The organism is Streptomyces sp. NPDC001927 (genome assembly GCF_053594455.1).
Genome location: NZ_JBSFEN010000001.1, coordinates 785,794 through 809,150, shown reverse-complemented (window position 1 = coordinate 809,150; position 23,357 = coordinate 785,794). Strand labels below are relative to the sequence as shown.

The 23,357-nt window shown below is 70.6% G+C and carries 17 protein-coding genes; 5 read left to right on the top strand and 12 right to left on the bottom strand.

Features of this window, described 5'->3' with window-relative positions:
- Positions 1 to 9 precede the first annotated feature (9 nt).
- The 8 genes from ACWCO8_RS03400 to ACWCO8_RS03365 form a co-directional block, all read right to left on the bottom strand.
- On the bottom strand, positions 10 to 675 hold the full coding sequence (locus ACWCO8_RS03400; protein ID WP_451030684.1) for an alpha/beta fold hydrolase: 666 nt from the start codon (positions 673 to 675) through the stop codon (positions 10 to 12).
- Positions 672 to 1,427, bottom strand: a complete 756-nt coding sequence (locus tag ACWCO8_RS03395) for a DUF1295 domain-containing protein (protein WP_451030891.1) — start codon at positions 1,425 to 1,427, stop codon at positions 672 to 674. Before ACWCO8_RS03395 ends, ACWCO8_RS03400 begins: the two co-directional genes overlap by 4 nt.
- Before the next feature lie 56 nt (positions 1,428 to 1,483).
- Positions 1,484 to 2,857 carry a class I SAM-dependent methyltransferase gene (locus tag ACWCO8_RS03390; RefSeq protein ID WP_451030683.1) on the bottom strand — a complete coding sequence of 458 codons (1,374 nt, stop codon included), beginning with the start codon at positions 2,855 to 2,857 and terminating at the stop codon, positions 1,484 to 1,486.
- Positions 2,854 to 3,624, bottom strand: a complete 771-nt coding sequence (locus ACWCO8_RS03385) for a DUF1365 domain-containing protein (RefSeq protein ID WP_451030682.1) — start codon at positions 3,622 to 3,624, stop codon at positions 2,854 to 2,856. The genes ACWCO8_RS03390 and ACWCO8_RS03385 overlap by 4 nt, the downstream gene beginning before the upstream one ends.
- A complete protein-coding gene (locus ACWCO8_RS03380; protein ID WP_451030681.1) occupies positions 3,621 to 4,877 on the bottom strand; it encodes an NAD(P)/FAD-dependent oxidoreductase in 1,257 nt (418 codons plus the stop codon). The genes ACWCO8_RS03385 and ACWCO8_RS03380 overlap by 4 nt, the downstream gene beginning before the upstream one ends.
- 358 nt (positions 4,878 to 5,235) lie before the next feature.
- Positions 5,236 to 6,765 carry a helix-turn-helix domain-containing protein gene (locus ACWCO8_RS03375; RefSeq protein WP_362014493.1) on the bottom strand — a complete coding sequence of 510 codons (1,530 nt, stop codon included), beginning with the start codon at positions 6,763 to 6,765 and terminating at the stop codon, positions 5,236 to 5,238.
- 51 nt (positions 6,766 to 6,816) lie between these two features.
- The gene (locus ACWCO8_RS03370) at positions 6,817 to 7,179 is read right to left on the bottom strand and encodes a VOC family protein (RefSeq protein ID WP_451030680.1); all 363 of its coding nucleotides are present in this window, start codon (positions 7,177 to 7,179) and stop codon (positions 6,817 to 6,819) included.
- A 72-nt stretch (positions 7,180 to 7,251) separates the two neighbouring features.
- Positions 7,252 to 8,208 (bottom strand): AraC family transcriptional regulator, encoded by a 957-nt coding sequence (locus ACWCO8_RS03365; protein WP_451030679.1) that lies wholly within the window; start codon positions 8,206 to 8,208, stop codon positions 7,252 to 7,254.
- Between the two features lie 81 nt (positions 8,209 to 8,289).
- Between ACWCO8_RS03365 and ACWCO8_RS03360 the strand changes: the two genes are divergently transcribed.
- Entirely contained in the window at positions 8,290 to 9,141 is an 852-nt protein-coding gene (locus ACWCO8_RS03360; protein ID WP_451030678.1) for an NAD(P)H-binding protein, read from the top strand.
- A 20-nt stretch (positions 9,142 to 9,161) separates the two neighbouring features.
- Here ACWCO8_RS03360 and ACWCO8_RS03355 read toward each other — a convergent pair whose 3' ends face one another.
- A complete protein-coding gene (locus tag ACWCO8_RS03355; RefSeq protein WP_451030677.1) occupies positions 9,162 to 10,187 on the bottom strand; it encodes a saccharopine dehydrogenase family protein in 1,026 nt (341 codons plus the stop codon).
- Between the two features lie 101 nt (positions 10,188 to 10,288).
- Between ACWCO8_RS03355 and ACWCO8_RS03350 the strand changes: the two genes are divergently transcribed.
- Complete coding sequence (locus ACWCO8_RS03350; RefSeq protein ID WP_451030676.1) at positions 10,289 to 11,317, top strand: helix-turn-helix domain-containing protein; 1,029 nt, start codon at positions 10,289 to 10,291, stop codon at positions 11,315 to 11,317.
- A 151-nt stretch (positions 11,318 to 11,468) separates the two neighbouring features.
- Positions 11,469 to 14,186, top strand: a complete 2,718-nt coding sequence (gene acnA, locus ACWCO8_RS03345; RefSeq protein WP_451030675.1) for an aconitate hydratase AcnA — start codon at positions 11,469 to 11,471, stop codon at positions 14,184 to 14,186.
- 111 nt (positions 14,187 to 14,297) lie between these two features.
- Here acnA and ACWCO8_RS03340 read toward each other — a convergent pair whose 3' ends face one another.
- The 3 genes from ACWCO8_RS03340 to ACWCO8_RS03330 all read right to left on the bottom strand — a co-directional run bounded on the left by ACWCO8_RS03340 (position 14,298) and on the right by ACWCO8_RS03330 (position 20,368).
- Complete coding sequence (locus ACWCO8_RS03340) at positions 14,298 to 15,206, bottom strand: FG-GAP repeat domain-containing protein (protein ID WP_451030890.1); 909 nt, start codon at positions 15,204 to 15,206, stop codon at positions 14,298 to 14,300.
- A gap of 233 nt (positions 15,207 to 15,439) precedes the next feature.
- Complete coding sequence (locus ACWCO8_RS03335; RefSeq protein ID WP_451030674.1) at positions 15,440 to 16,372, bottom strand: FG-GAP repeat domain-containing protein; 933 nt, start codon at positions 16,370 to 16,372, stop codon at positions 15,440 to 15,442.
- A gap of 156 nt (positions 16,373 to 16,528) precedes the next feature.
- Positions 16,529 to 20,368: a GH92 family glycosyl hydrolase gene (locus tag ACWCO8_RS03330; protein WP_451030673.1), complete on the bottom strand. Its 3,840-nt coding sequence runs from the start codon at positions 20,366 to 20,368 to the stop codon at positions 16,529 to 16,531.
- Between the two features lie 388 nt (positions 20,369 to 20,756).
- On the opposite strand from ACWCO8_RS03330, the gene ngcE reads away from it, so the two are divergent.
- Both ngcE and ACWCO8_RS03320 read left to right on the top strand, forming a co-directional pair.
- The gene (gene ngcE, locus ACWCO8_RS03325; protein WP_362014479.1) at positions 20,757 to 22,220 is read left to right on the top strand and encodes an N-acetylglucosamine/diacetylchitobiose ABC transporter substrate-binding protein; all 1,464 of its coding nucleotides are present in this window, start codon (positions 20,757 to 20,759) and stop codon (positions 22,218 to 22,220) included.
- A gap of 115 nt (positions 22,221 to 22,335) precedes the next feature.
- Complete coding sequence (locus ACWCO8_RS03320) at positions 22,336 to 23,265, top strand: carbohydrate ABC transporter permease (RefSeq protein WP_362014477.1); 930 nt, start codon at positions 22,336 to 22,338, stop codon at positions 23,263 to 23,265.
- Positions 23,266 to 23,357: the final 92 nt, after the last annotated feature.

The window sequence follows — 23,357 nt, the reverse complement described above, 5'->3', positions numbered from 1 at the left end:
GGCCGCGCGTCACGAACCGTCCGGATCCCCTAGCAGCGCGGCGGTGAGTTCGGCGGTGCGGCGGTGCCAGTGGGCGGCGCCGCGGAGCATCGCATGGCCTCCGGTGGTCATCGGGATGCCGACCGCGTCGGCGCCCGCCGTCCGGGCCCTGCGCACGAAGTCCCAGGACTCCCGGGCGGAGGTGACCCGGTCGGCCTCGTCGTGCAGCACGTGGATCGTGCGTCCCGCCAGGTGCTCGACGGGCTCGCCCGGCGGGCACCACGGTGCCAGGGCCACCACGCCGCGGACCATCCGGTCGCCCGCGGCGCTCAGCGCGGCGCGGCCGCCCATCGAGTGGCCGACGAGCACGACGGGGATCGGCCCGGACCGCTCCCGCAGCCGCGCCAGCGCGGCCTCCGCGTCCTGGGCCGCGTCACGGCGGTCGCCGTTCCAGCCCCGGTGCCGGTAGCGGACCTCCGCGACGAGCACGTCCCGGCCGGCGAGCGCGCGGGCGACGGCGGTCGCGAACGGGCGCATGCGCAGGGCGGGCAGGTTGACCAGGGGCGGCGGCCCGAGGCCCTCGGAGCGGCCGCCGTGCAGCAGGAGCACGGCCGCGGCGGGGACGGCCGGCGCGCTGCGTACGACGAGACAGCCCGCCGCGCCGCGCCGGACCGCGGGGGCGGCGTCGGGCGTCATCGGGGATCGGCCCGGTGCGCGGGCCGGCGGGGCGGGCGAGGCAGGAAGCCGCTCGTACGGGCGGCGTAGTCCGCGTAACCGGGGCGGTGCGCCATGTGGGCCTCCAGGAGCCGCTTGCCGCTGCCCCAGATCAGCAGGGCGCTCATCACCAGGGGCGACACCAGAACGAGGACAGCAGTCTGCCAGGTCGCGCAGGCGGTCAGGTAGAGCCCCCACCAGACCAGGAAGTCCCCGAAGTAGTTGGGGTGCCGGGTCCAGCTCCAGAGGCCCCGGTCCATGATCCGTCCCCGGTGCGCGGGGTCGGACTTGAAGCGGGCGAGCTGGTGGTCCCCGACCGTCTCGAACGCGAGGCCCGCCGCCCACAGGACGAGGCCGACGGCGAGCAGAGGGTCCGGTCCTTCGGGCAGGTAGGCCGCCGCCTGGACGGGCAGGGAGACGAGCCAGACGAGGGCGCCCTGGAGGAGGTAGACGGTGCGCAGCGCGTAGAGCGCCGGATGGCCGGGGGCCCGGGCGAGCATCTTCGCGTAGCGGGGGTCCTCGCCGTGGCCACGGCCCCTGCGGGCGATGTGGAGGGCGAGGCGCAGCCCCCACAGGCAGGTCGCGAGGGTGACGGCGAGCCTGCGGCCGTCGTCCCCGTACCCGGCGGAGAGCATGAAGGTGACGACGGCGACGGCGGTGAACGCGAGGCCCCAGGCGATGTCGACGATCCGGTGGACGCCCTTCACCGAGGCGATCGCGAACGTCACCAGCATGACCGCGAGGGCCGCTCCGGCCGACGCGGCCAGATTGACCGCGAGCGCGGACGCGTTCACCGGGACGCTCCGGGGCCGTCCGCCGGCTCCGCCTGCTCCGCCGGCTCCGCCTGGTCCGCCGCGACGAGGCGGAGCTGGCGGACGTCCAGGTAGTGCGCGCGGAAGCCCGCCTCGGAGTAGGCCAGGTACAGCTCCCACATGCGGTGGAAGACCCGGTCGAAGCCGAGCGCTTCGACCGCCGCCGACTCCCGGACGAACGTCTCCCGCCAGAGCCGGAGCGTCTCGGCGTAGTGCGCGCCGTAGCCGGTGTCGTGGGTGAGGGTCAGGCCGGCGGCGGCACTCTCGTGGGCGAGGGCGTCAGGCGACGGGATGAGGCCGCCGGGGAAGACGTACTTGCTGATCCAGGTGTGGGTGCGGGCGGTGTGGAGCATCCGCTCGTGCGGCATCGTGATGGCCTGGAGGGCGACGGCCCCGCCGGGCGCGACGAGCCGGCGCAGGGCCTCGAAATAGGTGGGCCAGTACTCGGCGCCCACGGCCTCGATCATCTCGACGCTGACCACGGCGTCGTACCGGCCCTCGACCTGGCGGTAGTCGCGCAGTTCGACGCGCACCCGGTGCTCCACGCCGGCCTCGGCGATCCGGCGCAGCGCGAGCGCGCGCTGCTCCTCGGAGAGCGTGACGGTCAGGACGTCGGCGCCCCGGGACGCCGCGCGTATCGCGAGTTCGCCCCAGCCGGTGCCGATCTCCAGGAGCCGGGTCCCCGTGCCGACGCCGGCCAGGTCGAGCAGGCGGTCGATCTTGCGGTGCTGGGCCGCGGTGAACGCGCCCGGTGTCGCGGGGAGGGTGTCGAACACGGCCGAGGAGTAGGTCATGCTCGGGTCGAGGAAGTGGGCGAACAGGTCGTTCGACAGGTCGTAGTGCCGGTGGATGTTGGCGCGGGCGCCTTCGAGGGTGTTGAGGTCGCGGGCCGGGCGGCGGCGCACCCAGGCGCCCCGGAGCCGGCGCAGCGGTGCCGGTACGAGGTCGTCCACGTGGGCGGCGAGCACGGTGAGAAGGCCCACGAGGTCGTCGCTGTCCCACTCTCCTGCCATGTACGACTCGCCGAAGCCGATTAGCCCGTCGGCGCCGATCCGCCGGTGGAAGGCGGCCGGGTCGTGCAGCGTCAGGACGGGCGGGGCGGGGGTGGGCGGAGTCGGGGCGACCCGGTCGGCTTCGCCGGTGGTGGGGCGGGGCACGGCGCCGGGCGGCCCACCGAGGTTCGTCCGCAGCGGCAGCCGGGCGAAGGCACGGGCGAGGACGCGCCGGGCGACGGCCGTGCGCAGGGCGGAGGCGCGCGGGAGGCGGGCGACGTCGGGCCAGCGCTCCGGATCGACGGGCGGACGGCCGAGGGCCGCGACGCGGGGCGCGGCCGGCGGGACGGAGACGGTCACAGCATGCCTTCTCGGGTGGGCGGGGCGGGACGGGGACGGACGGGAACTCCCTTGAGGTACAGGCGGATCCCGTGCCACCGGATGCCGGCGCTGACGGCGGCGGTGGACCACGGGTGGCGCAGCGCCGCGGCGAGCAGGCCGCGCGCGCCGGCGGTCCTGCGGCGGCCGCGGACGGTGGCGGTCAGCGGCCGGCTCCCGTCGCCGTGCCGCAGTTGGACGGTGAGGTCGAGGCGGTCGCCGGGCAGCGGCAGCCGCATCCGGTAGGAGCCCTCGACGTCGAAGAACGGGGAGACGTAGAACTCCTTGGCGACGTCGGCGCGTCCGGCGGCGTCGGGCCGCAGGAGGTAGCAGTGCCGGCCGCCGTAGGTGTTGTGGACCTCGGCCACGACGCAGACGGGGCTGCCGGCCCGGTCGTGGCACCAGTACAGGGTGAGCGGGTTGAAGACATGGCCGAGCACGCGCGCGTGGGCGAGCATCAGCACCCGCCCGTCGGCGTTCCGTACGCCGTGGGAGGCGAGGTAGGCGTCGAGGCCGGCGCGGAGGGTGGGCGCCCGGCCGCCGAAGTGGTCGCGGGCGTCGAAGCGGGCGAGCGGGCGCAGGAGGCGGGGCAGCCGGGGCAGGTCGTCGAGGTCGACCAGCCACAGGTAGGTGCGCTGCCGCAGGGAGTGGTGCGTCGGTCCCACGCGCGTGTGGGAGACCTCGCAGGGGTAGAGCGCGGGCACCGTGGGCGCCCGGGGTGAGGCGGCTGTGCGGCGGTCGGTGGTCACCAGGTCACCCCCAGCGCGCGGGCCGCCTCGACTCCGGAGCGGCAGCCGTCCTCGTGGAACCCCCAGCCGTGGTACGCGCCGGCGAAGGCGGTCACGGACGTGGCGAGGCCCGGCAGTTCGCGCTGCGCGGCGACGGAGCGGGGCGTGTAGACGGGGTGCTCGTACACCATGCGGGCGAGCACCGTGCTCTCGTCGACGCGGCCGTCGGCGTTGAGGGTCACGAGGTGCGGCTCGTCCACCGGGAGGCGCTGGAGCCGGTTCATGTCGTAACTGACCTTGACGGCCCCGGGGCGCGCGTCGCAGGAGGGGAGCCAGTAGTTCCACGACGCCCGGGCGTGCGGCGCCGCGGGCAGCACGCTGGTGTCCCGGTGCAGGACGGTGGGGTTACGGGAGTAGGTGAACGCGCCTAGGACCCGGCGCTCGTCGGGGGTGGCGTCGGCGAGCATCCGCAGGGCCTGGTCGGGGTGGACGGCGACGACGACGGCCGCGTGGGTCTCGGACTCGCCGTCGTCGGTGGTCACCCGGACCCGGTCCGTGCCCCGTTCGATCGCGCGGACCGGGGTCGCGGTGCGGACGGCGGCGAGTTGCTTGGCCACCTTCTCGACGTACGCCCCGGAGCCTCCCGTGACGGTCCGCCAGCGCGGTGAGCCCGTGGTGGAGAGGAGGCCGTGGTGGTCGAGGAACCGGAAGAGGTAGGCCGCCGGGTACAGGAGCGCGGTGTCGGGGGCGCAGGACCAGACGGCGGACACGAGCGGGACGGCGAAGTGGCCGACGAAGTACGGCGAGAACCGGCCCTGTTCCAGGAACGCGCCGAAGGTGCGGCTGTCGTCTCCGGCGGCGAGCAGCCGACGGGCCGCCCGGTGGAAGCGCGGTACGTCGGCGAGCATCCGCAGATGGCGGCCGCGGCGCAGGTTGCCGCCGCCGAGCAGACCGCGGGGGCCGCGGGCGCCCGCGTAGGCGAGGCCGCAGCCGTCGCACCGCACGGACATGCTCATCTCGGCGTCCTGGGTCTCGACGCCGAGCTCGCGGAAGAGCCGCAGCAGGTGGGGGTAGGTGCGCTCGTTGTGGACGATGAAGCCGGTGTCCACGCGTACGGTGCCGCCCTCCCGGGTCGGCACCTCATGGGTGTGCGCGTGCCCGCCGAGCCGGGCGTCCGCCTCGTACAGCACCACGTCGTAGCTCCGCGACAGCACGTGAGCGGCGGTCAGGCCGGCCACTCCCGCCCCGACGACCGCGACGGTTCGCCGGCTCATTCGTTCCCCCTCGCGTCACGGGGCGCCCGCACACCGGTCGCGCGGAGCGTCCCCGGGAGTGGTTCGGCGCCGTCGGCCGTTCGGATGGGTGCGACATCCGCGAGGGGCCGCCGAGGGCTGACCGTGGGCACTGCGACCATGACGACTCCTCCTCCGGCCCGGCGCGCGGGCGGTCCTCCCTGCCTCCTCAGGTTCCGGCGAACGGCGGCAGCGCCTCAAGACGCATCGTTCGTGCGTCGTTTCGGGAGGGATCAGGAAGCAGGGCGAGTCGGTCGGGCCGCACACAGCGCCGCACCCCCTGCCGACCAGTGTTCTCTCGGGTCGGCAGAGGGTGCGGCGGCAGCCGTTCGGCGTCGTGTCAGATGTCGCGGAAGATCTCGATCTGCGCGCCCACCGAGTTCAGGCGCTCCGCCAGCTCTTCGTAGCCGCGGTTGATGACGTAGACGTTGCGCAGGACCGACGTGCCCTCGGCCGCCATCATCGCCAGGAGGACGACCACCGCCGGGCGCAGGGCCGGGGGGCACATCATCTCGGCCGCGCGCCAGCGGGTCGGGCCCTCGACCAGGACGCGGTGGGGGTCGAGGAGCTGGAGGCGGCCGCCGAGGCGGTTGAGGTCGGTGAGGTAGATGGCGCGGTTGTCGTAGACCCAGTCGTGGATCAGGGTCTTGCCCTGCGCCGTGGCCGCGATGGCCGCGAAGAACGGCACGTTGTCGATGTTCAGGCCCGGGAAGGGCATCGGGTGGATCTTGTCGATCGGGGCCTCCAGCTTGGAGGGCCGGACCGTCAGGTCCACCAGGCGCGTGCGGCCGTTGTCCGCCGCGTACTCCGGCGAGCGGTCGTGGTCGAGGCCCATCTCCTCCAGGACCGCGAGCTCGATCTCCATGAACTCGATCGGGACCCGGCGGATCGTCAGCTCCGACTCCGTCACCACGGCCGCGGCCAGCAGGCTCATCGCCTCGACCGGGTCCTCCGAGGGGGAGTAGTCCACGTCCACGTCGATCCGCGGGACACCGTGCACGGTCAGCGTCGTCGTGCCGATGCCGTCCACCCGTACGCCCAGCGCCTCCAGGAAGAAGCAGAGGTCCTGGACCATGTAGTTGGAGGAGGCGTTGCGGATGACGGTGACGCCGTCGTGGCGGGCCGCGGCGAGCAGCGCGTTCTCCGTCACGGTGTCGCCGCGCTCGGTCAGCACGATCGGGCGGTCGGGGGAGACCGACCGCTCGACCTGCGCGTGGTAGAGGCCCTCGGTCGCCGTGATGTCGAGGCCGAAGCGGCGCAGGGCGATCATGTGCGGCTCGATCGTGCGCGTACCCAGGTCGCAGCCGCCCGCGTACGGCAGCTTGAAGCGGTCCATCCGGTGCAGCAGCGGGCCGAGGAACATGATGATCGAGCGGGTCCGGATCGCCGCCTCGGCGTCGATCGAGTCCATGTCCAGCTCGGCGGGCGGCACGATCTCCAGGTCGACCCCGTCGTTGATCCAACGGGTGCGCACGCCGATCGAGTTGAGGACCTCCAGGAGCCGGAAGACCTCCTCGATGCGGGCGACGCGGCGCAGGACCGTGCGGCCGCTGTTGAGCAGCGTGGCGCAGAGCAGCGCGACACACGCGTTCTTGCTCGTCTTGACGTCGATGGCGCCGGAGAGCCGGCGGCGGCCGACGACCCGCAGATGCATGGGGCCGGCGTAACCGAGGGACACGATCTCGCTGTCGAGTGCTTCGCCGATGCGTGCGATCATCTCAAGGCTGATGTTCTGGTTGCCACGTTCGATCCGGTTCACGGCGCTCTGGCTTGTGGCCAGGGCCTCGGCGAGCTGCGTCTGCGTCCAGCCCCTGTGCTGACGGGCGTCACGGATGAGCTTGCCGATGCGTACGAGGTAGTCGTCTGCCATGAGCGTCACGTTATCTCAGATATGAGATGACGCTCGCGTGGGGGTGGGCCGTCAGGGTGACGCGCTGTGCGCAGTGGGGTGACGCGGTTCGTACAGCGGCAGTTCGGCCCCGCTCGGCAGCCGTACGGCGGCGAGCAGACCCCAGCCCTGATCGCTGATGGGCCGTGAGATCTCGGTGCCGCGATCCTCGAGGGTGGTGAGCGTGGCGGCGATGTCCTCGCACATCAGATACACCTCGTGCTTCGGCTCACCTTGCGTCGGGTGCACCGCGACCTCGGCCGGCGGCAGCTTGAAGATGAGCCAGCCGCCGCCCGCGTCGACGTGGTCGAAGCCGAGCACGTCCTTGAGGAAGGCCCGGTCGGCGTCCGCGTCCGGGGTGTAGAGAATCACATGCGCGCCGCTGAACATGCCCATGGTGCGATCCTCGGGCCGCCGTACGCCTCCGGCAATCGCACCGCGCCCGTACGGGGGTCACTCGCAGGGTGGTCAGACCGCGACCGCCCTCGCGGCCGCGCGGTGGTGGCTGGGGCGGGTTCCGTGCACGCGCTGGAAGGCCACGCTCAGCCCGAACGCGCTGCGGTAGCCGACCTGTCGGGCGATCGCCTCCACCGTCTCGTCGGTGCGCGCCAGGAGATCGGCCGCAAGGGCCAGGCGCCAGCCGGTCAGATAGGCCATCGGAGGTTCGCCGACCAGCTCGGTGAAGCGGCGGGCCAGCGTCGCGCGCGACACACCGCTCTCCTCGGCGAGCGCCGCCACGGTCCACGCCCGCGCCGGCCGGTCGTGGATCAGCCGGAGCGCCCGGCCCGCGACCGGGTCGCCGAGCGCCCGGTACCAGCCCGGCGGATCGGCCTCCGGACGGCTGAACCACTCCCGCAGCGTGCACAGCAGCAACAGGTCCAGGAGCCGGTCGAGGACCGCCTGCTGCCCCGGGTCGTCGCGGCCGATCTCGTCGGCCGTCAGGTCCATGATCGGTGCGGGCCCGCCCTCGGGGCGGACCACCAGGACCCGGGGGAGCGCGCTCAGGAGCCGCTCCGAGACCTGCCCGCCGACCCGGTAACTGCCGGTCAGCAGCACCGCGGGGCCGTCCGCACTGTTCCCGCACACCCGCAGGCCCAGGACGATGTCCTCGCTGATCTCCTCGCCGTCGGCCGTCGTGCACCGGTCGGGACCTTCCCGTACATACAGGGGCGCCGCCCCCGAACCGTCCTCGTCGCCGACGGAGAACGGCTCCGAGCCGGCCACGACGGCCACGTCACCCTCGCCGAGCGCGACCGGCGGCTCGCCGCCGCCGGGGTCGATCAGGCCCGAGCCCCGCAACATGGTCACCAGGGTGAGCGGGGTGCGGTCGGCGAACCGCACGGACCACGGAGGTTCCAGGTGGTTCCGGCTGAACAGCGCGCCCTCGGCCCTCACCTCGTACAGCAGGCTCCCCAAAGCGTCCATACGGCAAGGTTAGACGCTCAGACATCGGATTGAGCCGACAGGCCATTCCCCGCCTCACCATCGGCGCGTTTGACTCGTTCCATGACGACGACATCGAAGAACGCGACGAAGCCCGTGCTTGTCCTCGGCAGCACCGGCAAGACCGGCCGCCGTGTCCTCTCCGGCCTCCGGAACGCCGGCCATGAGGTCCGTGCCGCCTCCCGCAAAGGACCGACCGCCTTCGACTGGACCGACGAGTCCACCTGGGAGCCGGCGGTCACGGGCGCCGGCGCGGTCTATCTGGTCGACGCGCAGAACGAGACGGCGGCGGACTCGATGCGCGCCTTCACCCAGCTGGCCGCCGCGCGCGGGGTCGAGCGGCTCGTCCTGCTCTCCGCCAACGACTGGGTGGTGCCGGACGGCGAGGAGAAGTTGCCGTGCGAGCGTGCGGTACGCGAGTCGGGCACGGCCTGGACGATCGTGAAGCCGGCCTGGTTCTTCCAGAACTTCAGCGAGGACCCCTTCTACGTGCGGCAGATCCTCGACGGCGAGTTCGTCAGCTCGACGGGGACGGGCACCGAGCCGTTCGTCGACGCCGACGACATCGCCGATGTGGCGGTCGCCGCCCTCACCGAGGACGGCCACGCCGGGCAGACCTACCGACTGACCGGGCCGCGCCTGCTCGGCCTCGACGACGTCGCGGACGAGATCGCGCGTGCCACGGGCCGGGACATCGCCCACCGCGACGTCCCGCCGGAGGAGTTCGCCGTCGTCGGCGAGCGCCAGGGGCTGCCGGGGGAGTACGTGGAGCTGGTCAACATGCTCTACGGCTGGATCCGCGAGGAGCGCTTCGCCCACCTCGCCGACGGTGTGCAGCGCGCGCTCGGCCGCGAACCGCGCGACTTCGCCGCGTACGCCCGTGCCACCGCCGCGACCGGCGTCTGGCACCCCTGACCCCGGCCTCGGCCCTCGGGCTACAGCTCCACCGAGAGTTGGGCGGACAGGGCGCGGAGGAAGTCCGGTGCGTCGAACATCGCCCCGGCCGAGGCGACTCCGACCGTCCGGTTCCGGCCCGTGACCAGCCGGTCGACCGCCTCCACGGCGAGCGGCGCGCTGACGGCGTAGATGTCCCGGCCGCTCGCCGTGGCGCGCAGCTCCTCGCCGCCGGAGCGGACGAGGACGTCGACGAGGAAGGTCTGCGCGGACCGCCCCTGCTCGTCGGCCGCCGCCGGCGCAGGGGTGTCGGCGGCCGCCAGGTCCCTGGCCGCCTCGACGGCCATGTACGTACGGACCTCCGGAACGGCCAGGTGGCTGGGGACGGTGACGACGTCGGCCATGGTGAAGTCGCCGATCACGGCCCTGACCCCGAGCGGCTCCGGGAACGACCACTTCACGGTGGGCGTGGCGTCGTCGCCGTACACGAGACGCCCCCGCGTGTACCGGACGTGCCGGCCGTCCCTGCGCTCCCGGGAGACCGCGCCTGCCGTGCGGGTGCCGGCCGTCGGGTGCCAGCTGCTCAGCCCGTACGCGACATGGACCTCGTCGGCCGTCGTCCGGTCGCCCAGCGCCGCGCTGACCAGCAGGTCGCCGAGGCCGCCGAAGAAGGCCATCGCGGGGACGACGGCCGTGTTCGCGGTGCGCGCGGGCTCCGCGAACCGCGCGAAGGTGTCGAGGTTCGCCTCGATCTCGGCCGCCACGTCCACGTACGGGATCCCGGCCCGCAGCGCCGCCTCGATCACCGGGGCGGCGGTCGTGGCGAAGGGCCCGGCGGCGTTGATCACGGCGGCGGTTCCGGCGAGGGCCCGGTCGAGCGCGGCCGGGTCGTCGACCGAGGCGGGCCGGACCTCGACGCCCGGCAGCGACGCCGCGAACTCCCGCAGCTTGTCGGCGTCGCGCCCCGACAGGACCGGGACGAACCCCCGCGCGATCAGCTCCGCCACCACGAAACGCCCGGTGTGCCCGTAGGCGCCGTACACCGCGACCGTCCGACCTGCACTCATGAGATCCCCTCTGTCCCTGCTTCATTCGGATACGGAGAGTCTGGCAACGGCGGTCGCCCGGCACGAGTGTCCGGAACGACACGCCCCATACACTTCCGGACATGGAAACGGACAGGGGTACGCAGAGGACGGCCGCAGGCGCGGGCACGGACACGCGCTCCGTCGCCCTGGCCGTCACCGACGGCATGCTGCACTTCGAACTCTCCGTGGCGTACGAGGTGTTCAGCGACCCGCTGTACGACCTGACCGTCCACGGCCCCGCCCCCGTCCGCTTCGGCAGATTCCTGCTGGAGCCGGACGGCGGGTTCGAGAGGCTCGCGCGCGCCGGCACGGTGATCGTCCCCGGGTGGGCCGACGTCGACGTGGACCCGCCCGCCGCCCTGGTCGACGCGGTGCGCGCGGCCCATGAGGCGGGCGCCCGGGTGGCTTCACTGTGCACGGGCGCGTTCGTGCTCGCCGCCGCCGGGCTCCTCGACGGGCACCGCGCCACCACGCACTGGGCGCACACCGAGGTCCTGGCGGCGCGGTACCCCCGGGTGGAGGTCGACCCGGACGTCCTCTACGTGGACAACGGGAGCGTGCTCACCTCGGCGGGCAAGGCCGCCGCGATGGACCTGTGCCTGCACCTGGTCCGCCTCGACCACGGCTCGGCGCTCGCCAACACGGTCGCCCGCCGTCTTGTCGTCCCCCCGCACCGGGCCGGCGGTCAGGCCCAGTTCGTCACCGCCCCGGTGCCGGCCCAGGACGACCACCCCCTCGCCGCCCTGTTCCCGTGGGTCCTGGAACGGCTCGGCGAGCCGCTGACCGTGGAGGACCTGGCCCGCCGGGCCAACATGAGCTCGCGGAACCTGACCCGCCACTTCCGTACGGTCACCGGCACCACCCCGCTCCAGTGGCTGCTGACCCAGCGGATCCGCCACGCCCAGGAGCTCCTGGAGGCGACCGGCGACAGCGTCGACGCCATCGCGACCGCCACGGGCATGGGCACGGCCACGACCCTGCGCCGCCACTTCAACCGCACGATCGGCGTGCCCCCGGACACGTACCGCCGGACCTTCCGCAGCGCGCGCTCCACGCGCGCGGACTCTCACAGGCATGCCGGGCATGACCGAGCGGCGGGGATGCACTAGAGTTATCTCGACATCGAGATAACTGCTTACGGCGCACCGCAGCCGCCCACCCGGGTAAGGGTTACCTAACTAAGTCTTACCTTAGCGGATCGGCGAGGAGTCGTGGCGGCAGCATGGCGGTAATACGCGCACATTGATGAAGGAGACTGTCGTGTCGGCGAACAGCTTCGACGCCCGCAGCACGCTGCGCGTGGGCGACGAGTCGTACGAGATCTTCAAGCTGGACAAGGTAGAGGGCTCCGCGCGCCTTCCCTACAGCCTGAAGGTGCTTCTGGAGAACCTCCTCCGCACCGAGGACGGCGCGAACATCACCGCCGACCACATCCGTGCCCTGGGCAGCTGGGACTCGCAGGCTCAGCCGAGCCAGGAGATCCAGTTCACGCCGGCCCGCGTGATCATGCAGGACTTCACCGGTGTGCCCTGTGTCGTCGACCTCGCCACCATGCGTGAGGCCGTCAAGGAGCTCGGCGGCGACCCGGCGAAGGTCAACCCGCTCTCCCCGGCCGAGCTGGTCATCGACCACTCCGTCATCGCCGACAAGTTCGGTACGAAGGACGCCTTCGGCCAGAACGTCGAGCTGGAGTACGGCCGCAACAAGGAGCGCTACCAGTTCCTGCGCTGGGGCCAGACCGCCTTCGACGACTTCAAGGTCGTCCCCCCGGGCACCGGCATCGTCCACCAGGTGAACATCGAGCACCTGGCCCGTACGGTCATGGTCCGCAACGGTCAGGCGTACCCGGACACCCTCGTCGGCACCGACTCGCACACCACCATGGTCAACGGCCTCGGCGTGCTCGGCTGGGGCGTCGGCGGCATCGAGGCCGAGGCCGCCATGCTCGGCCAGCCGGTCTCCATGCTCATCCCGCGCGTCGTCGGCTTCAAGCTGACCGGCGAGCTGCCGGCCGGCACCACCGCCACCGACCTCGTCCTCACGATCACCGAGATGCTGCGCAAGCACGGCGTCGTCGGCAAGTTCGTCGAGTTCTACGGCCAGGGTGTGGCGGCCACGAGCCTCGCCAACCGCGCCACCATCGGCAACATGTCGCCGGAGTTCGGCTCCACCGCCGCGATCTTCCCGATCGACGGCGAGACCCTGAACTACCTGAAGCTCACCGGCCGTTCCGAGCAGCAGGTCGCGCTGGTCGAGGCGTACGCGAAGGAGCAGGGCCTCTGGCTTGACCCGTCCGCCGAGCCCGACTTCTCCGAGAAGCTGGAGCTCGACCTCTCCACGGTCGTCCCCTCCATCGCCGGCCCGAAGCGCCCGCAGGACCGCATCGTCCTCGCCAACGCCGCCCAGCAGTTCGCGCTGGACGTCCGCAACTACGTGGACGAGGCCGACGAGGCGGGCAAGGAGTCCTTCCCGGCCTCCGACGCCCCGGTGAACCACCCGAACGGCGCCCCGTCGAAGCCGGTCACCGTGACCGCCCCCGACGGTTCGACGTACGAGATCGACCACGGCGCCGTCACCGTCGCCGCGATCACCTCCTGCACCAACACCTCGAACCCGTACGTGATGGTCGCCGCCGCGCTCGTCGCGAAGAAGGCCGTCGAGAAGGGCCTGACCCGCAAGCCGTGGGTCAAGACCACCCTCGCCCCGGGCTCGAAGGTCGTCACCGACTACTTCGACAAGGCGGGCCTGACCCCGTACCTCGACAAGGTCGGCTTCAACCTCGTCGGCTACGGCTGCACCACCTGCATTGGCAACTCCGGCCCGCTGCCGGAGGAGGTCTCCAAGGCCGTCAACGAGCACGACCTCGCGGTTACCTCGGTCCTCTCCGGCAACCGGAACTTCGAGGGCCGTATCAACCCCGACGTCAAGATGAACTACCTGGCGTCCCCGCCGCTGGTCGTCGCGTACGCCCTCGCGGGTTCGATGAAGGTCGACATCACGAAGGACGCGCTCGGCATCGACACCGAGGGCAACCCGGTCTTCCTCAAGGACATCTGGCCCTCCGAGGCCGAGGTGAACGACGTCGTCGCCAACGCCATCGGCGAGGACATGTTCAACAAGTCCTACCAGGACGTCTTCGCGGGCGACGCCCAGTGGCAGGCGCTGCCGATCCCGACCGGCAACACCTTCGAGTGGGACACCGAGTCCACCTACGTCCGCAAGCCCCCGTACTTCGAGGGCATGACGATGGAGACCACCCCGGTCACCGACATCGTCGGCGCGCGCGTCCTCGCCAAGCTGGGCGACTCGGTCACCACCGACCACATCTCCCCGGCCGGCGCCATCAAGGCCGACACCCCGGCGGGCCAGTACCTGACGGAGCACGGCGTCGAGCGCCGCGACTTCAACTCGTACGGCTCCCGCCGAGGCAACCACGAGGTCATGATCCGCGGCACGTTCGCCAACATCCGCCTGCGCAACCAGATCGCGCCGGGCACGGAGGGCGGCTTCACCCGCGACTTCACGAAGGACGGCGCCCCCGTCTCCTTCATCTACGACGCCTCGCGCAACTACATCGAGCAGGGCACCCCGCTCGCGATCCTCGCGGGCAAGGAGTACGGCTCCGGCTCGTCCCGCGACTGGGCCGCCAAGGGCACCGCGCTGCTCGGCGTCAAGGCCGTCATCGCCGAGTCGTACGAGCGCATCCACCGCTCGAACCTCATCGGCATGGGCGTCCTCCCGCTCCAGTTCCCGGAGGGCGCCTCGGCGGCCTCCCTCGGCCTGACCGGCGAGGAGACCTTCTCCTTCACCGGCGTCGAGGAGCTGAACAACGGCACGACCCCGCGCACGGTCAAGGTCACGACGGACACGGGCGTCGAGTTCGACGCGGTCGTCCGCATCGACACCCCCGGCGAGGCGGACTACTACCGCAACGGCGGCATCATGCAGTACGTCCTCCGCAACCTGATCCGCGGCTGACGCACCGGCTGACACACGAAGCGGGCCCCGCTCCTCGAAGGAGGAGCGGGGCCCGTTCGTTCTCTCACGACCGCGCCGCGAGGGCGCGAGGCGTCGGGGACGCCGGGGCCGCTAGAAGATCACGCGGTAGGTGTTCCAGCCGGTGCCGATCTTCGTCCGCGGCTTGAACGCCGGCGACGTGGCGCCCGTGCCCGGGTACAGGTACAGGTTGCCCGCGGAGTCGCGGGCGATCAGGTCGGTCACACCGTCGTAGTCGACGTCGCCGCTGGAGACGAAGGTGGGCAGGCTGTTCCAGCCGGTGCCCGCCTTGAAGCGGTTGCCGAACGGCTTGCTGTAGTTGCCCGTGCCCGGGTACACCCACAGGTTGCCCGACTTGTCGCGGGCGACGACGTCGTTCTTGCCGTCGTTGTTCAGATCGCCCTTGCCGGTGATCTGGTTCATCGCGTTCCAGCCGGTGCCGACCTTGACGCGCGGGGCGAACCTGCCGTTGCCGTACCCGAGGTACAGGTACAGGTTGCCGGCGGCGTCCCGGGCGAGCACGTCCGCGGCGACCGCGCCACCGAGGTCGCCCACGGAGACGACCTTGTCGAAGACACCCCAGCCGGCGCCGAGGTCGATCGTGGCCCCACCCCAGGGGGTGTAGTGCAGACGGCCGCCCGTGACGCCCCAGGCGCCGTCGGTCTCGCCGTCGCCGTCCTGGTCGGCCATGGTGAAGTGGTTCGTGTACTTCCAGCCGTTGCCCACGTACTGGCGCTCGCCGAAGCCACCCTCGCCGTTCGGCAGGTAGGCGTACATGAAGCCGTCACGGTCCACGCCGCGCAGCTCGCCGTCGGCGACGGCGGACGCGCCCTCGGTGGCGAAGGTGCCCGCCGCCGGGGCCTTGGCGTCGGTCGCCGCGACCGCGGTGCGCGGCTGCGGCTGGTCGGCCGCGACCGCGGCCGTGGTGGTGGACACCAGCGCGGCGGTTATCGCCGCGACGGTGACACGGGAAAGCATCCCCGTGGTGTTCAGGCCAGACATCTTGGCCACGTAGTTCTCCCTCTGTAGTCGCAAGAAATGGTCCGCCGCGCCCATCGGGGCGGCGGACCACTCGTGTTCCTCGATCTTTGCACAGAAAATTCACCTGCCAACTGGTTTGTGACAGAGCTGTTTCGGAAAGCTTTTCCGGCTCTTCATGCAAAAGGCCCCGCTCCTCCGAGGAGGAGCGGGGCCGTTCGTCCGATCGTCGCGCGCCCGAGGCGCGCCGGCCGGGATCAGAACATGAAGCGGTACGTGTTCCAGCCGCCGGTGCCGATCAGCGCCCTGGGCTTGAACGGGGCGGCGGCGTTGCCGGTGCCCGAGTAGCGGTAGAGCTTGCCCGCCGTGTCTCGCGCGACCAGGTCGGCGAGGCCGTCGAAGTCCAGGTCGCTGACGCCGACGAGGCTGTTGAACAGGTTCCAGCCGCCACCGATCTTGGTGCGGCCCGCGAACGGGGCCTTGTAGTCGCCCGTGCCCTTGTACAGGTACAGCACACCGGAGCCGTCGCGGGCGACGATGTCCGCCTTGCCGTCACCGCTCAGGTCGCCGACCCCGGCGATCTGGGAGTACTGGCCCCAGCCGCCGCCGACCAGGATGCGGTTGGTCAGCTTGCCGTCGCCGTAACCGAGGTAGAGGTAGAGCTTGCCGGACGCGTCGCGGCCGAGCATGTCCGGGGCGTCGGCGCCACCGAGGTTGCCCGGGACCAGGACCTTGTTGTAGATGTTCCAGCCCTTGCCGACGGTGATGCCGCTGTCCTCGACGTCGCCGTCGGCGTAGACGAGAGTGCCGTCGTTGGTCCACGCCCACAGGTCCTCGGCGACACCGTCACCGTCGTTGTCGGCCTGCTGGGCGTTCTTGAAGACGTTCCAGTCGGACGTCTGGAGCTCGCGAGCCTCGTAGCCGCCCGCGGAGTCCGGCGCGTACCAGTACATGTTCGGGCCGGAGACGGCGCCCAGGTAGCGGAAGTCCGCCTCGGCGGCCGACGTGGCGGCGATGCCCGCCTTCTGCGGCGCGAGGGCGCGGGCGGCCGCCGAGACGGCCTTCTCCGCCGGCTTCGGCGCCTCGGCCGCGACCGCGCTCGTGGTCGTGGCGACCAGGGCCGCCGTTATCGCCGCGACCGTGACACGGGACAGGACGCCCGTGGTGTTCAGGCCAGAAGAATTGGCCACGAAAGACTCCAGATCTCTGGGGGAAGAAACGGGTCCGCCGCGCCCTCTCGAGGGCGCGGCGGACCACTCATGCCCATGGATCCTGGCACGGGATCTTCACAGGTCAATTGGCTTGTGACAGAACTGTTTCGGTCGGATGATCATGTTTGCCGGGAGTTAGCGGAGAAGCTCCACTTCCGACAACTTCGCTTCCCCTTCGGCGACCAGACGGTAGGTCGTGTACGCACCCGGTGCCCGGATCGTGAACGCCCTCGTCTGGCGGTCCCAGGTGAACGACTCACCCGACCGCTTGTCCAGGTCCGTCCACTTCTGTCCGTCCGTCGAGCCCTGCAGCACCCACCCCGTCGGCGCCGAACCCGCCGCCTCCGACGTCAGCGTGTACTGAACCGCGCGCGTCCGCTCCGCCACCGGCAGGACGACCGGCGAGGCCGCCGTCACCGTCGCCGACGTCGCCGAGGTGTTGTCGACCAGCGGGCCCGTGCCCGTCGTCGCGTCCGTGCGCGGCGCGGGGGCCGAGCCGACCGGGGTGATCGAGACCGGACCCGCCTCCTTGCCCGTGCCCCAGGCCGACGGCCTCGGGCCCATGTCGAACGTCAGCTTCCCGCCGCGGGCCAGGACGTCGTGGGGGAGCGCCGTGGAGTTCCAGCGCTCGCCGTTGAGCTTCACGCCCTGCACGTACACGTTCTTCGCACTGTTGCGCGGGGCCTCGACCACGAGCGTGCGGCCGTTGTCCATCCGCAGGGTCACCTTCGTGAAGAGCGGCGAGCCGATCGCGTACTCCCCGCTGCCCATCACCAGCGGGTAGAAGCCCAGCGCGGAGAAGAGGTACCAGGCCGACTGCTCGCCGTTGTCCTCGTCGCCGTGGTACCCCTGCCCGATCTCGCTGCCGGTGTACAGACGGGAGAGGACCTCGCGGACCTTCTCCTGCGTCTTCCACGGCTGACCCGCCGCGTTGTACATGTACGGCACGTGGTGCGCGACCTGGTTGGAGTGGCCGTACATGCCCATCCGTACGTCCCGGGCCTCCGTCATCTCGTGGATGACGCTGCCGTACGAGCCGACGAACTCCGGGCTCGCCGTCTCCGGTGTCGAGAAGTACGTGTCCAGCTTCTCGCCCAGGCCCGCTCGGCCGCCGTACAGGTGCGCCAGGCCCCGCGAGTCCTGCGGAGCCGTGAACGCGTAGCCCCAGCCGTTCGTCTCCGTGTAGTCGTGGCCCCAGATCCGCGGGTCGTACTGGTCCGACGGCACCCGCCACGCGCCCTTGAGGTCACGGCCCTGGAAGAAGCCGGCCTTGCCGTCGAAGAGCGAGACATAGCTCTGCGCCCGGGAGAGGAAGTACGCCGCCTCCTCCTGGTACCGCTTCTCGCCCGTCTTCTTGTGCAGCGCCTGCGCCATCTTCGCGATGCCGTAGTCGTTGAGGTACCCCTCCAGGGACCAGGACAGGCCCTCGTGGGTCTCCGTCGACGCGTAGCCGAGGAACGGCGAGGTCTCCATGCCCTTCCGGCCCACACCCCGGCTCGGCGGCACGACCGTGGCGTTCTTCAGCGCCGCCTCGTACGCCGCCTTCGCGTCGAAGTCCACGCCCTTCACGTACGCGTCGGCGAACGCCACGTCCGAGGACGTGCCGGTCATCAGGTCCGCGTAGCCGGGGGAGGACCAGCGGGATATCCAGCCGCCGTCCTTGTACTGCTGCACGAAGCCGTCGACCAGCTCGCCCGCCTTCTTCGGAGTGAGGAAGGAGTAGGCCGGCCACGTCGTGCGATAGGTGTCCCAGAAGCCGTTGTTGACGTAGACCTTCCCGTCCACCACCTTCGCCCCGGTGTGCGTCGGTGTGTCCTCGCCCGTCATCGGGGAGAAGGGGCTCGCGTACTTGTACGTCGACCCCACCTTCTCGAAGCCCGAGTTCGGGTACAGGTACAGGCGGTACAGGCTGGAGTAGAGCGTCGTCAGCTGATCGTGGTTGGCCCCCTCCACCTCCACCCGGCCCAGGATCCTGTCCCACGCGGTCTGCGCCCGGTCCTTCACCTTCTCGAAGCGGCTGCCCGCCGGGAGCTCGTCCGCGAGGTTCGCCTTCGCCTGGTCCACCGAGAGCAGCGAGGTCGCCAGGCGGAGCGTGACCGTGCGGTCCGCGCCCGCGTCGAAGCGGAAGTGGCCCTTCACGCCCTGCGCGGCGGAGCCGGTGACCGGCGCGTCGAAGACGCCGTACACGAACATCCGCGTCGCGCCCGTCGACAGACCGCTCTTGACGTCGGAGAAGCCGGAGAAGGAGCTCGTCGCCGGGTCGAGGGTCAGCCCGCCCTGGTCGGTGACGTTGTCGAAGACGACGCTCGCGTCCTCACCCGGATAGGTGAAGCGCATCATCGCCGCGTGGTCCGTCGGGGTCATCTCGGCCTTCAGGCCGTTCTCGAAGGTGACGCCGTAGTGGTGCGGGCGTGCCGTCTCCTTCTCGTGGCGGAAGGCGAGCGCCCGCGCCGTCCGGTCCGTGGGCGGAGCGCCGGCCGCCGCCGAGGGCATCAGCTGGAAGGTCTGCCGGTCACCCATCCAGGGGCTCGGCTCGTGGCTCGCCGCGAAGGCCTGCACCGTCGGCAGGTTGTCCGCGTTGTTGCCGCGCGCGTACTCGTACAGCCAGCTCTGGGAGGCCGCGTTCGTCACCGGCGTCCAGAAGTTGAAGCCATGCGGGACCGCGGTCGCCGGGAACGTGTTGCCGCGCGAGAAGGCGCCGCTGGAGTTCGTGCCCCGGGTGGTCGACGCGTAGTCGGAGAGCCGGGCGAGCCGCTTCTCGGGCGCCTTCGGCTTCAGCGCGATGTCGTCGATCCAGCCCTGGAACTTCGCCGGGCCCTTGGGCGAGTCGTACGCCACCAGGATCCGGTCCACGGTCTTCCCGGCCGCGACCGAGCCGATCCGCGCGGACACCTGGTTCCACTGGTTGACGTAGAGCCGCTTCGCCGCGCCCTGGCCCTGCGGGGAGAGCGCGCCGCCGTGGGAGTCGGTGGCCCGCAGCCCGCTCAGGTGGGTGCCGTCGGTGAACGCCAGGTCCACCGACACGTTCGTGGCCGGGTAGTTGAGGTCCGTCTCCGGCATGGACGGGAAGATCCGGTACGACAGCTCGGTGTCCCGCTCGATCCGGGTGTCCACGTCGAAGATCCGGTTGTACGAGTACGCCCGGCCGGCCGGCTTGTGCGTACCGGCGTAGCGCAGCGCCCGCGTACCGGTGAAGCCCGCGTTCGCCTTCGCGGTCGGCGAACCGCCGGGGCCGCGGTCGACATGGCTGCGCATCTCCGGGGGCACGGGGGCCGAGGTGTCCCCGTTCGAGAACTGAACGTCGGCCAGTTGGGTGAGATTCGCGCCCGAGTTCTTCGTGATCTCCAGCCGGTAGTGGGCGTACGCCGTGTCGCCCGCGAAATCGAACGTCCGGGTCTCGAAGCGCTTGGCGAAGCTCTGGCCCGACCGGCTGTCGAGGACCTTCCACTCCTTGCCGTCCGCCGAGCCCTTGAGCGTCCAGTCCTTGGGGTCCCGCTCTGCCGCGTCGTTCGCCGAGGTCAGCGCGTACGTGACCACCTTGACCGGCTCGTCGAGGTCGAACTCCAGCCAGGCGGTGGGCTCGAACACCAGCCACTTCGTGCTGGGCTGGAGATCGACCAGATTCTCCTTGGTCTCACCCGAGCCCGCGTTCTCGCCGCTGGCCCGCAGCGTCGTCACCTTGTCGGTGACATTGCCCGGTATTCCACTGGCGAATCCGCCGTCGACCCCGGACGCCCGCGGGGCACCGTCCGATCCGATGTCGACCGAGTTGCGCCAGGTGGGCTGTGTTTCTTCCGATTCGAAGGAGGTCGTGAACTCCCGGGAAGATGTGTCCGGTTGGCCGGGAAGTGCCTGTGCCACGGAGGGCGCCGAACTCAGTACCAAGGCCGTCGACGCCAGCAGCGCGGCGGCTCTGAGACGGGGGTTCCGGGGCCGGTTCCCGGACCGTGAACGGGTGCGAATTCTGGGATCCATGGAGTGTCGCCGCTCCTGCCACTGGATTTGGACAACGTTGTCATTTGAATGGCGCAGGCTCCAGTAGTGGGGCAAGTGGCAGGTGGTGTCAAGGGTGTTGACAGCAAGTCGAGGGATGAAACGGCACTTATACGCCGTCATAATCCGGGAGGTCTCACTTCGGGAAAGACTGCCGCGCAAACCGGCTTTCGATCTTGCTCAGAAGAAGGGAAGTGGACTATACCTGTCGGCGTCCGGACCGTCGTACCACTCACCCGACGGCACGACGCCTGTACGTGTACGACCCAAGCTGCATACGAATGCGGTGGCGGGGCCCTTCGCCTGTGGCGAGCAGATAACGGGCGACCGGTACACCGCCTGAGTCCTGAATGAAGGCGAGGACTTGAGCATGGGATCCACCTCCGCGCACGACACCTCCGCGCACCACAACGAGGGCCTCGGCCGCCGTGATCTGATCAAGCGCTCCGCCGCCCTCGGTCTGATCTCGGTGCCGACGATGAGCTTCCTCTCCGCCTGTGCCAGTGGCGGTGACGGTGGCGGCGGCGACAAGGTCGAGAAGGGCACCAAGTCCGAGAAGAACCCCCTCGGCGTCAACGGGTCCGCCCCGCTCGACTTCGTCCTCTTCGACGGCGGCTTCGGCCAGCAGTACGCCAAGGACGCGGTCAAGGTCTACGAGGGCACCTACCCGCAGGCCAAGGTCAAGTTCACCGCCACCCAGAAGATCACCACCGAGCTGCAGCCGCGGTTCAACGGCGGCAACCCGCCGGACCTCATCGACAACTCCGGCGCCGAGCAGATGGACATGGGCGTCCTGGTCGGCCAGAAGCAGCTCACCGACCTCACCGCGCTGCTCGACGCCGCCTCGATCGACGACCCGAACAAGAAGGTCCGCGACACCCTGCGTCCGGGCATCGTGGAGATGGGCCAGTTCGACGGGGCCCCGGTCTGGATCCTCTACTACGCGTACACGGTCTACGGCGTCTGGTACTCCCAGAAGCTGCTCGAGTCCCTCGACGCGACGTACCCCGAGACCTGGGACGAGATGCTGGCCGTCTGCGAGAAGGCCAAGAAGAAGGGCATCGCCGGCTGGACGTACGCCGGCAAGCACCCGTACTACGTCCCCTTCTCGCTCTACCCGATGATCGGCAAGGTCGGCGGCCGCGAGGTCCTCGACGCGATCGACAACCTGGAGCCGAAGGCCTGGGAGCACCCCGCCGTCAAGGCCTGTTTCGAGGCGTACTACGAGCTCCAGCGCAAGGGCTACATCCTCCAGGGCACCCCGGGCCTCGACCACATCCAGTCGCAGACCGCCTGGACCGAGGGCAAGGCGCTCTTCATCCCGAACGGCTCCTGGGTGGAGAACGAGGCGGCGAAGACCATGCCGGCCGACTTCAACCTGGCCGTCTCCGCCCCGACCGGCATCGACTCCTCCGACAAGATGCCGTTCGGCACCATCTGGGCCTCCGGCGGTGAGCCCTTCATCGTCCCGGCCAAGGCGAAGAACGCCGAGGGCGGCATGGAGCAGCTGCGCATCATGCTCAGCGAGGCCTCCTCGAAGAACTTCACCAAGTCCGTGAAGTCGCTGACCGCCTTCAACGGCGGCACCGACGGCATCGAGCTGACCCCGGGTCTGAAGTCCGGTGTCGCGGCCCTCGACAAGGCCGGCCAGAACGTCGTCAACCCGCGTCTGCAGGACTGGTACGTGGCGCTGCAGAAGGAGAAGATCGGTGTCGCCGGACTCGGCGAGATGATGGCCGGCCGGGCGACCCCGGCCGAGACGATCAAGAAGATCCAGAAGTTCGCCGACGAGGCGGCCAAGGACACCTCCATCAAGCACTACAAGCACCAGTGAGCTGTGCCGGGGCCCCTTCCCGCCGACCGGGAGCGGGCCCCGGCTCCTTGCGTACGGCACGCACGCCACGCACGGCACCAGCGGCTATTCCGCGGGAAGATCGGGGTCGGTAGGAATGCAACACGGCAAGTACCGTTTCATCGTGGGATTCCTGGCGATCCCCCTGGCCATGTACGCGTTGTTCGTCATCTGGCCCTTCATCCAGTCCATCTACTACTCGTTCACGGACTGGAGCGGTCTCAGCCCCGAATTCCGGATGGTCGGGTTCGACAACTACAGCCGCATGCTCGACGACGAGGTGTTCTGGAAATCGCTCCAGCACAGCCTGACCTTCGCCGTCGTCCTGCCGCTGGTCACCGTCGGCCTGGCGCTGTTCTTCGCGTTCATGCTCAATGTCGGTGGTCGGCGCCGTAAGGGAGCGGCCGTCGCCGGTGTGCGCGGCTCCTCCTTCTACAAGATCGTGTACTTCTTCCCGCAGGTGCTGTCGATCGCGATCGTCGCGCTGCTCTTCCAGTTCGCGTACAACCCGAACAGCGGAGCCATCAACTCCGTTCTCAAGGGAGTCGGCCTCGGCAGCATCCAGCCCGACTGGCTGGGCGACCCGAACCTGGCCCTCATCTGTGTGATGGTCGTCCTCGTCTGGTCCACGGTCGGCTTCTTCGTCGTCCTCTTCTCGGCGGGCATGGCCTCCATCCCCAAGGACTTCTACGAGGCGGCGCTGCTCGACGGAGCCAACCGGTTCACCACGTTCTTCAAGATCACTCTGCCGCTGCTCTGGGACACCGTGCAGTCCGGCTGGATCTACATGGGCATCCTGGCGCTCGGCGCCGAGTCCTTCGCCGTCGTCCAGATCATGACGGTCGGCCCCAACGGCGGCGGTCCGGACTACTCCACCATCGTGATGCCGCTGTACGTGTACCAGAAGGCCTTCCGCGACGGTCAGGCCGCCTACGCGACCACCATCGGCGTCGCGCTGCTCGTCGTCACGCTGCTCTTCGCGGCGGTCGTCATGCGGCTCGGCCGGCGCGAGCGGCTGGAGTACTGATGCCGCCTACTCGACTCATGCTGTGTCTTCCCGGCGGACAGGCCCCGGATCCCCAGCAGGCAAGCAGCTCGGTCGCGGTGGCCGGCACGACA

What these genes read in the sequence shown, in the direction of transcription:
- ACWCO8_RS03400 (WP_451030684.1), bottom strand. Translation starts at nt 675, where the DNA reads ATGACGCCCGACGCCGCCCCCGCGGTCCGGCGCGGCGCGGCGGGCTGT.
- ACWCO8_RS03395 (WP_451030891.1), bottom strand. Translation starts at nt 1,427, where the DNA reads ATGCTGGTGACGTTCGCGATCGCCTCGGTGAAGGGCGTCCACCGGATC.
- ACWCO8_RS03380 (WP_451030681.1), bottom strand. Translation starts at nt 4,877, where the DNA reads ATGAGCCGGCGAACCGTCGCGGTCGTCGGGGCGGGAGTGGCCGGCCTG.
- ACWCO8_RS03375 (WP_362014493.1), bottom strand. Translation starts at nt 6,765, where the DNA reads ATGGCAGACGACTACCTCGTACGCATCGGCAAGCTCATCCGTGACGCC.
- ACWCO8_RS03370 (WP_451030680.1), bottom strand. Translation starts at nt 7,179, where the DNA reads ATGGGCATGTTCAGCGGCGCGCATGTGATTCTCTACACCCCGGACGCG.
- ACWCO8_RS03365 (WP_451030679.1), bottom strand. Translation starts at nt 8,208, where the DNA reads ATGGACGCTTTGGGGAGCCTGCTGTACGAGGTGAGGGCCGAGGGCGCG.
- ACWCO8_RS03360 (WP_451030678.1), top strand. Translation starts at nt 8,290, where the DNA reads ATGACGACGACATCGAAGAACGCGACGAAGCCCGTGCTTGTCCTCGGC.
- ACWCO8_RS03355 (WP_451030677.1), bottom strand. Translation starts at nt 10,187, where the DNA reads ATGAGTGCAGGTCGGACGGTCGCGGTGTACGGCGCCTACGGGCACACC.
- ACWCO8_RS03350 (WP_451030676.1), top strand. Translation starts at nt 10,289, where the DNA reads ATGGAAACGGACAGGGGTACGCAGAGGACGGCCGCAGGCGCGGGCACG.
- ACWCO8_RS03340 (WP_451030890.1), bottom strand. Translation starts at nt 15,206, where the DNA reads ATGTCTGGCCTGAACACCACGGGGATGCTTTCCCGTGTCACCGTCGCG.
- ACWCO8_RS03330 (WP_451030673.1), bottom strand. Translation starts at nt 20,368, where the DNA reads ATGGATCCCAGAATTCGCACCCGTTCACGGTCCGGGAACCGGCCCCGG.
- ngcE (WP_362014479.1), top strand. Translation starts at nt 20,757, where the DNA reads ATGGGATCCACCTCCGCGCACGACACCTCCGCGCACCACAACGAGGGC.
- ACWCO8_RS03320 (WP_362014477.1), top strand. Translation starts at nt 22,336, where the DNA reads ATGCAACACGGCAAGTACCGTTTCATCGTGGGATTCCTGGCGATCCCC.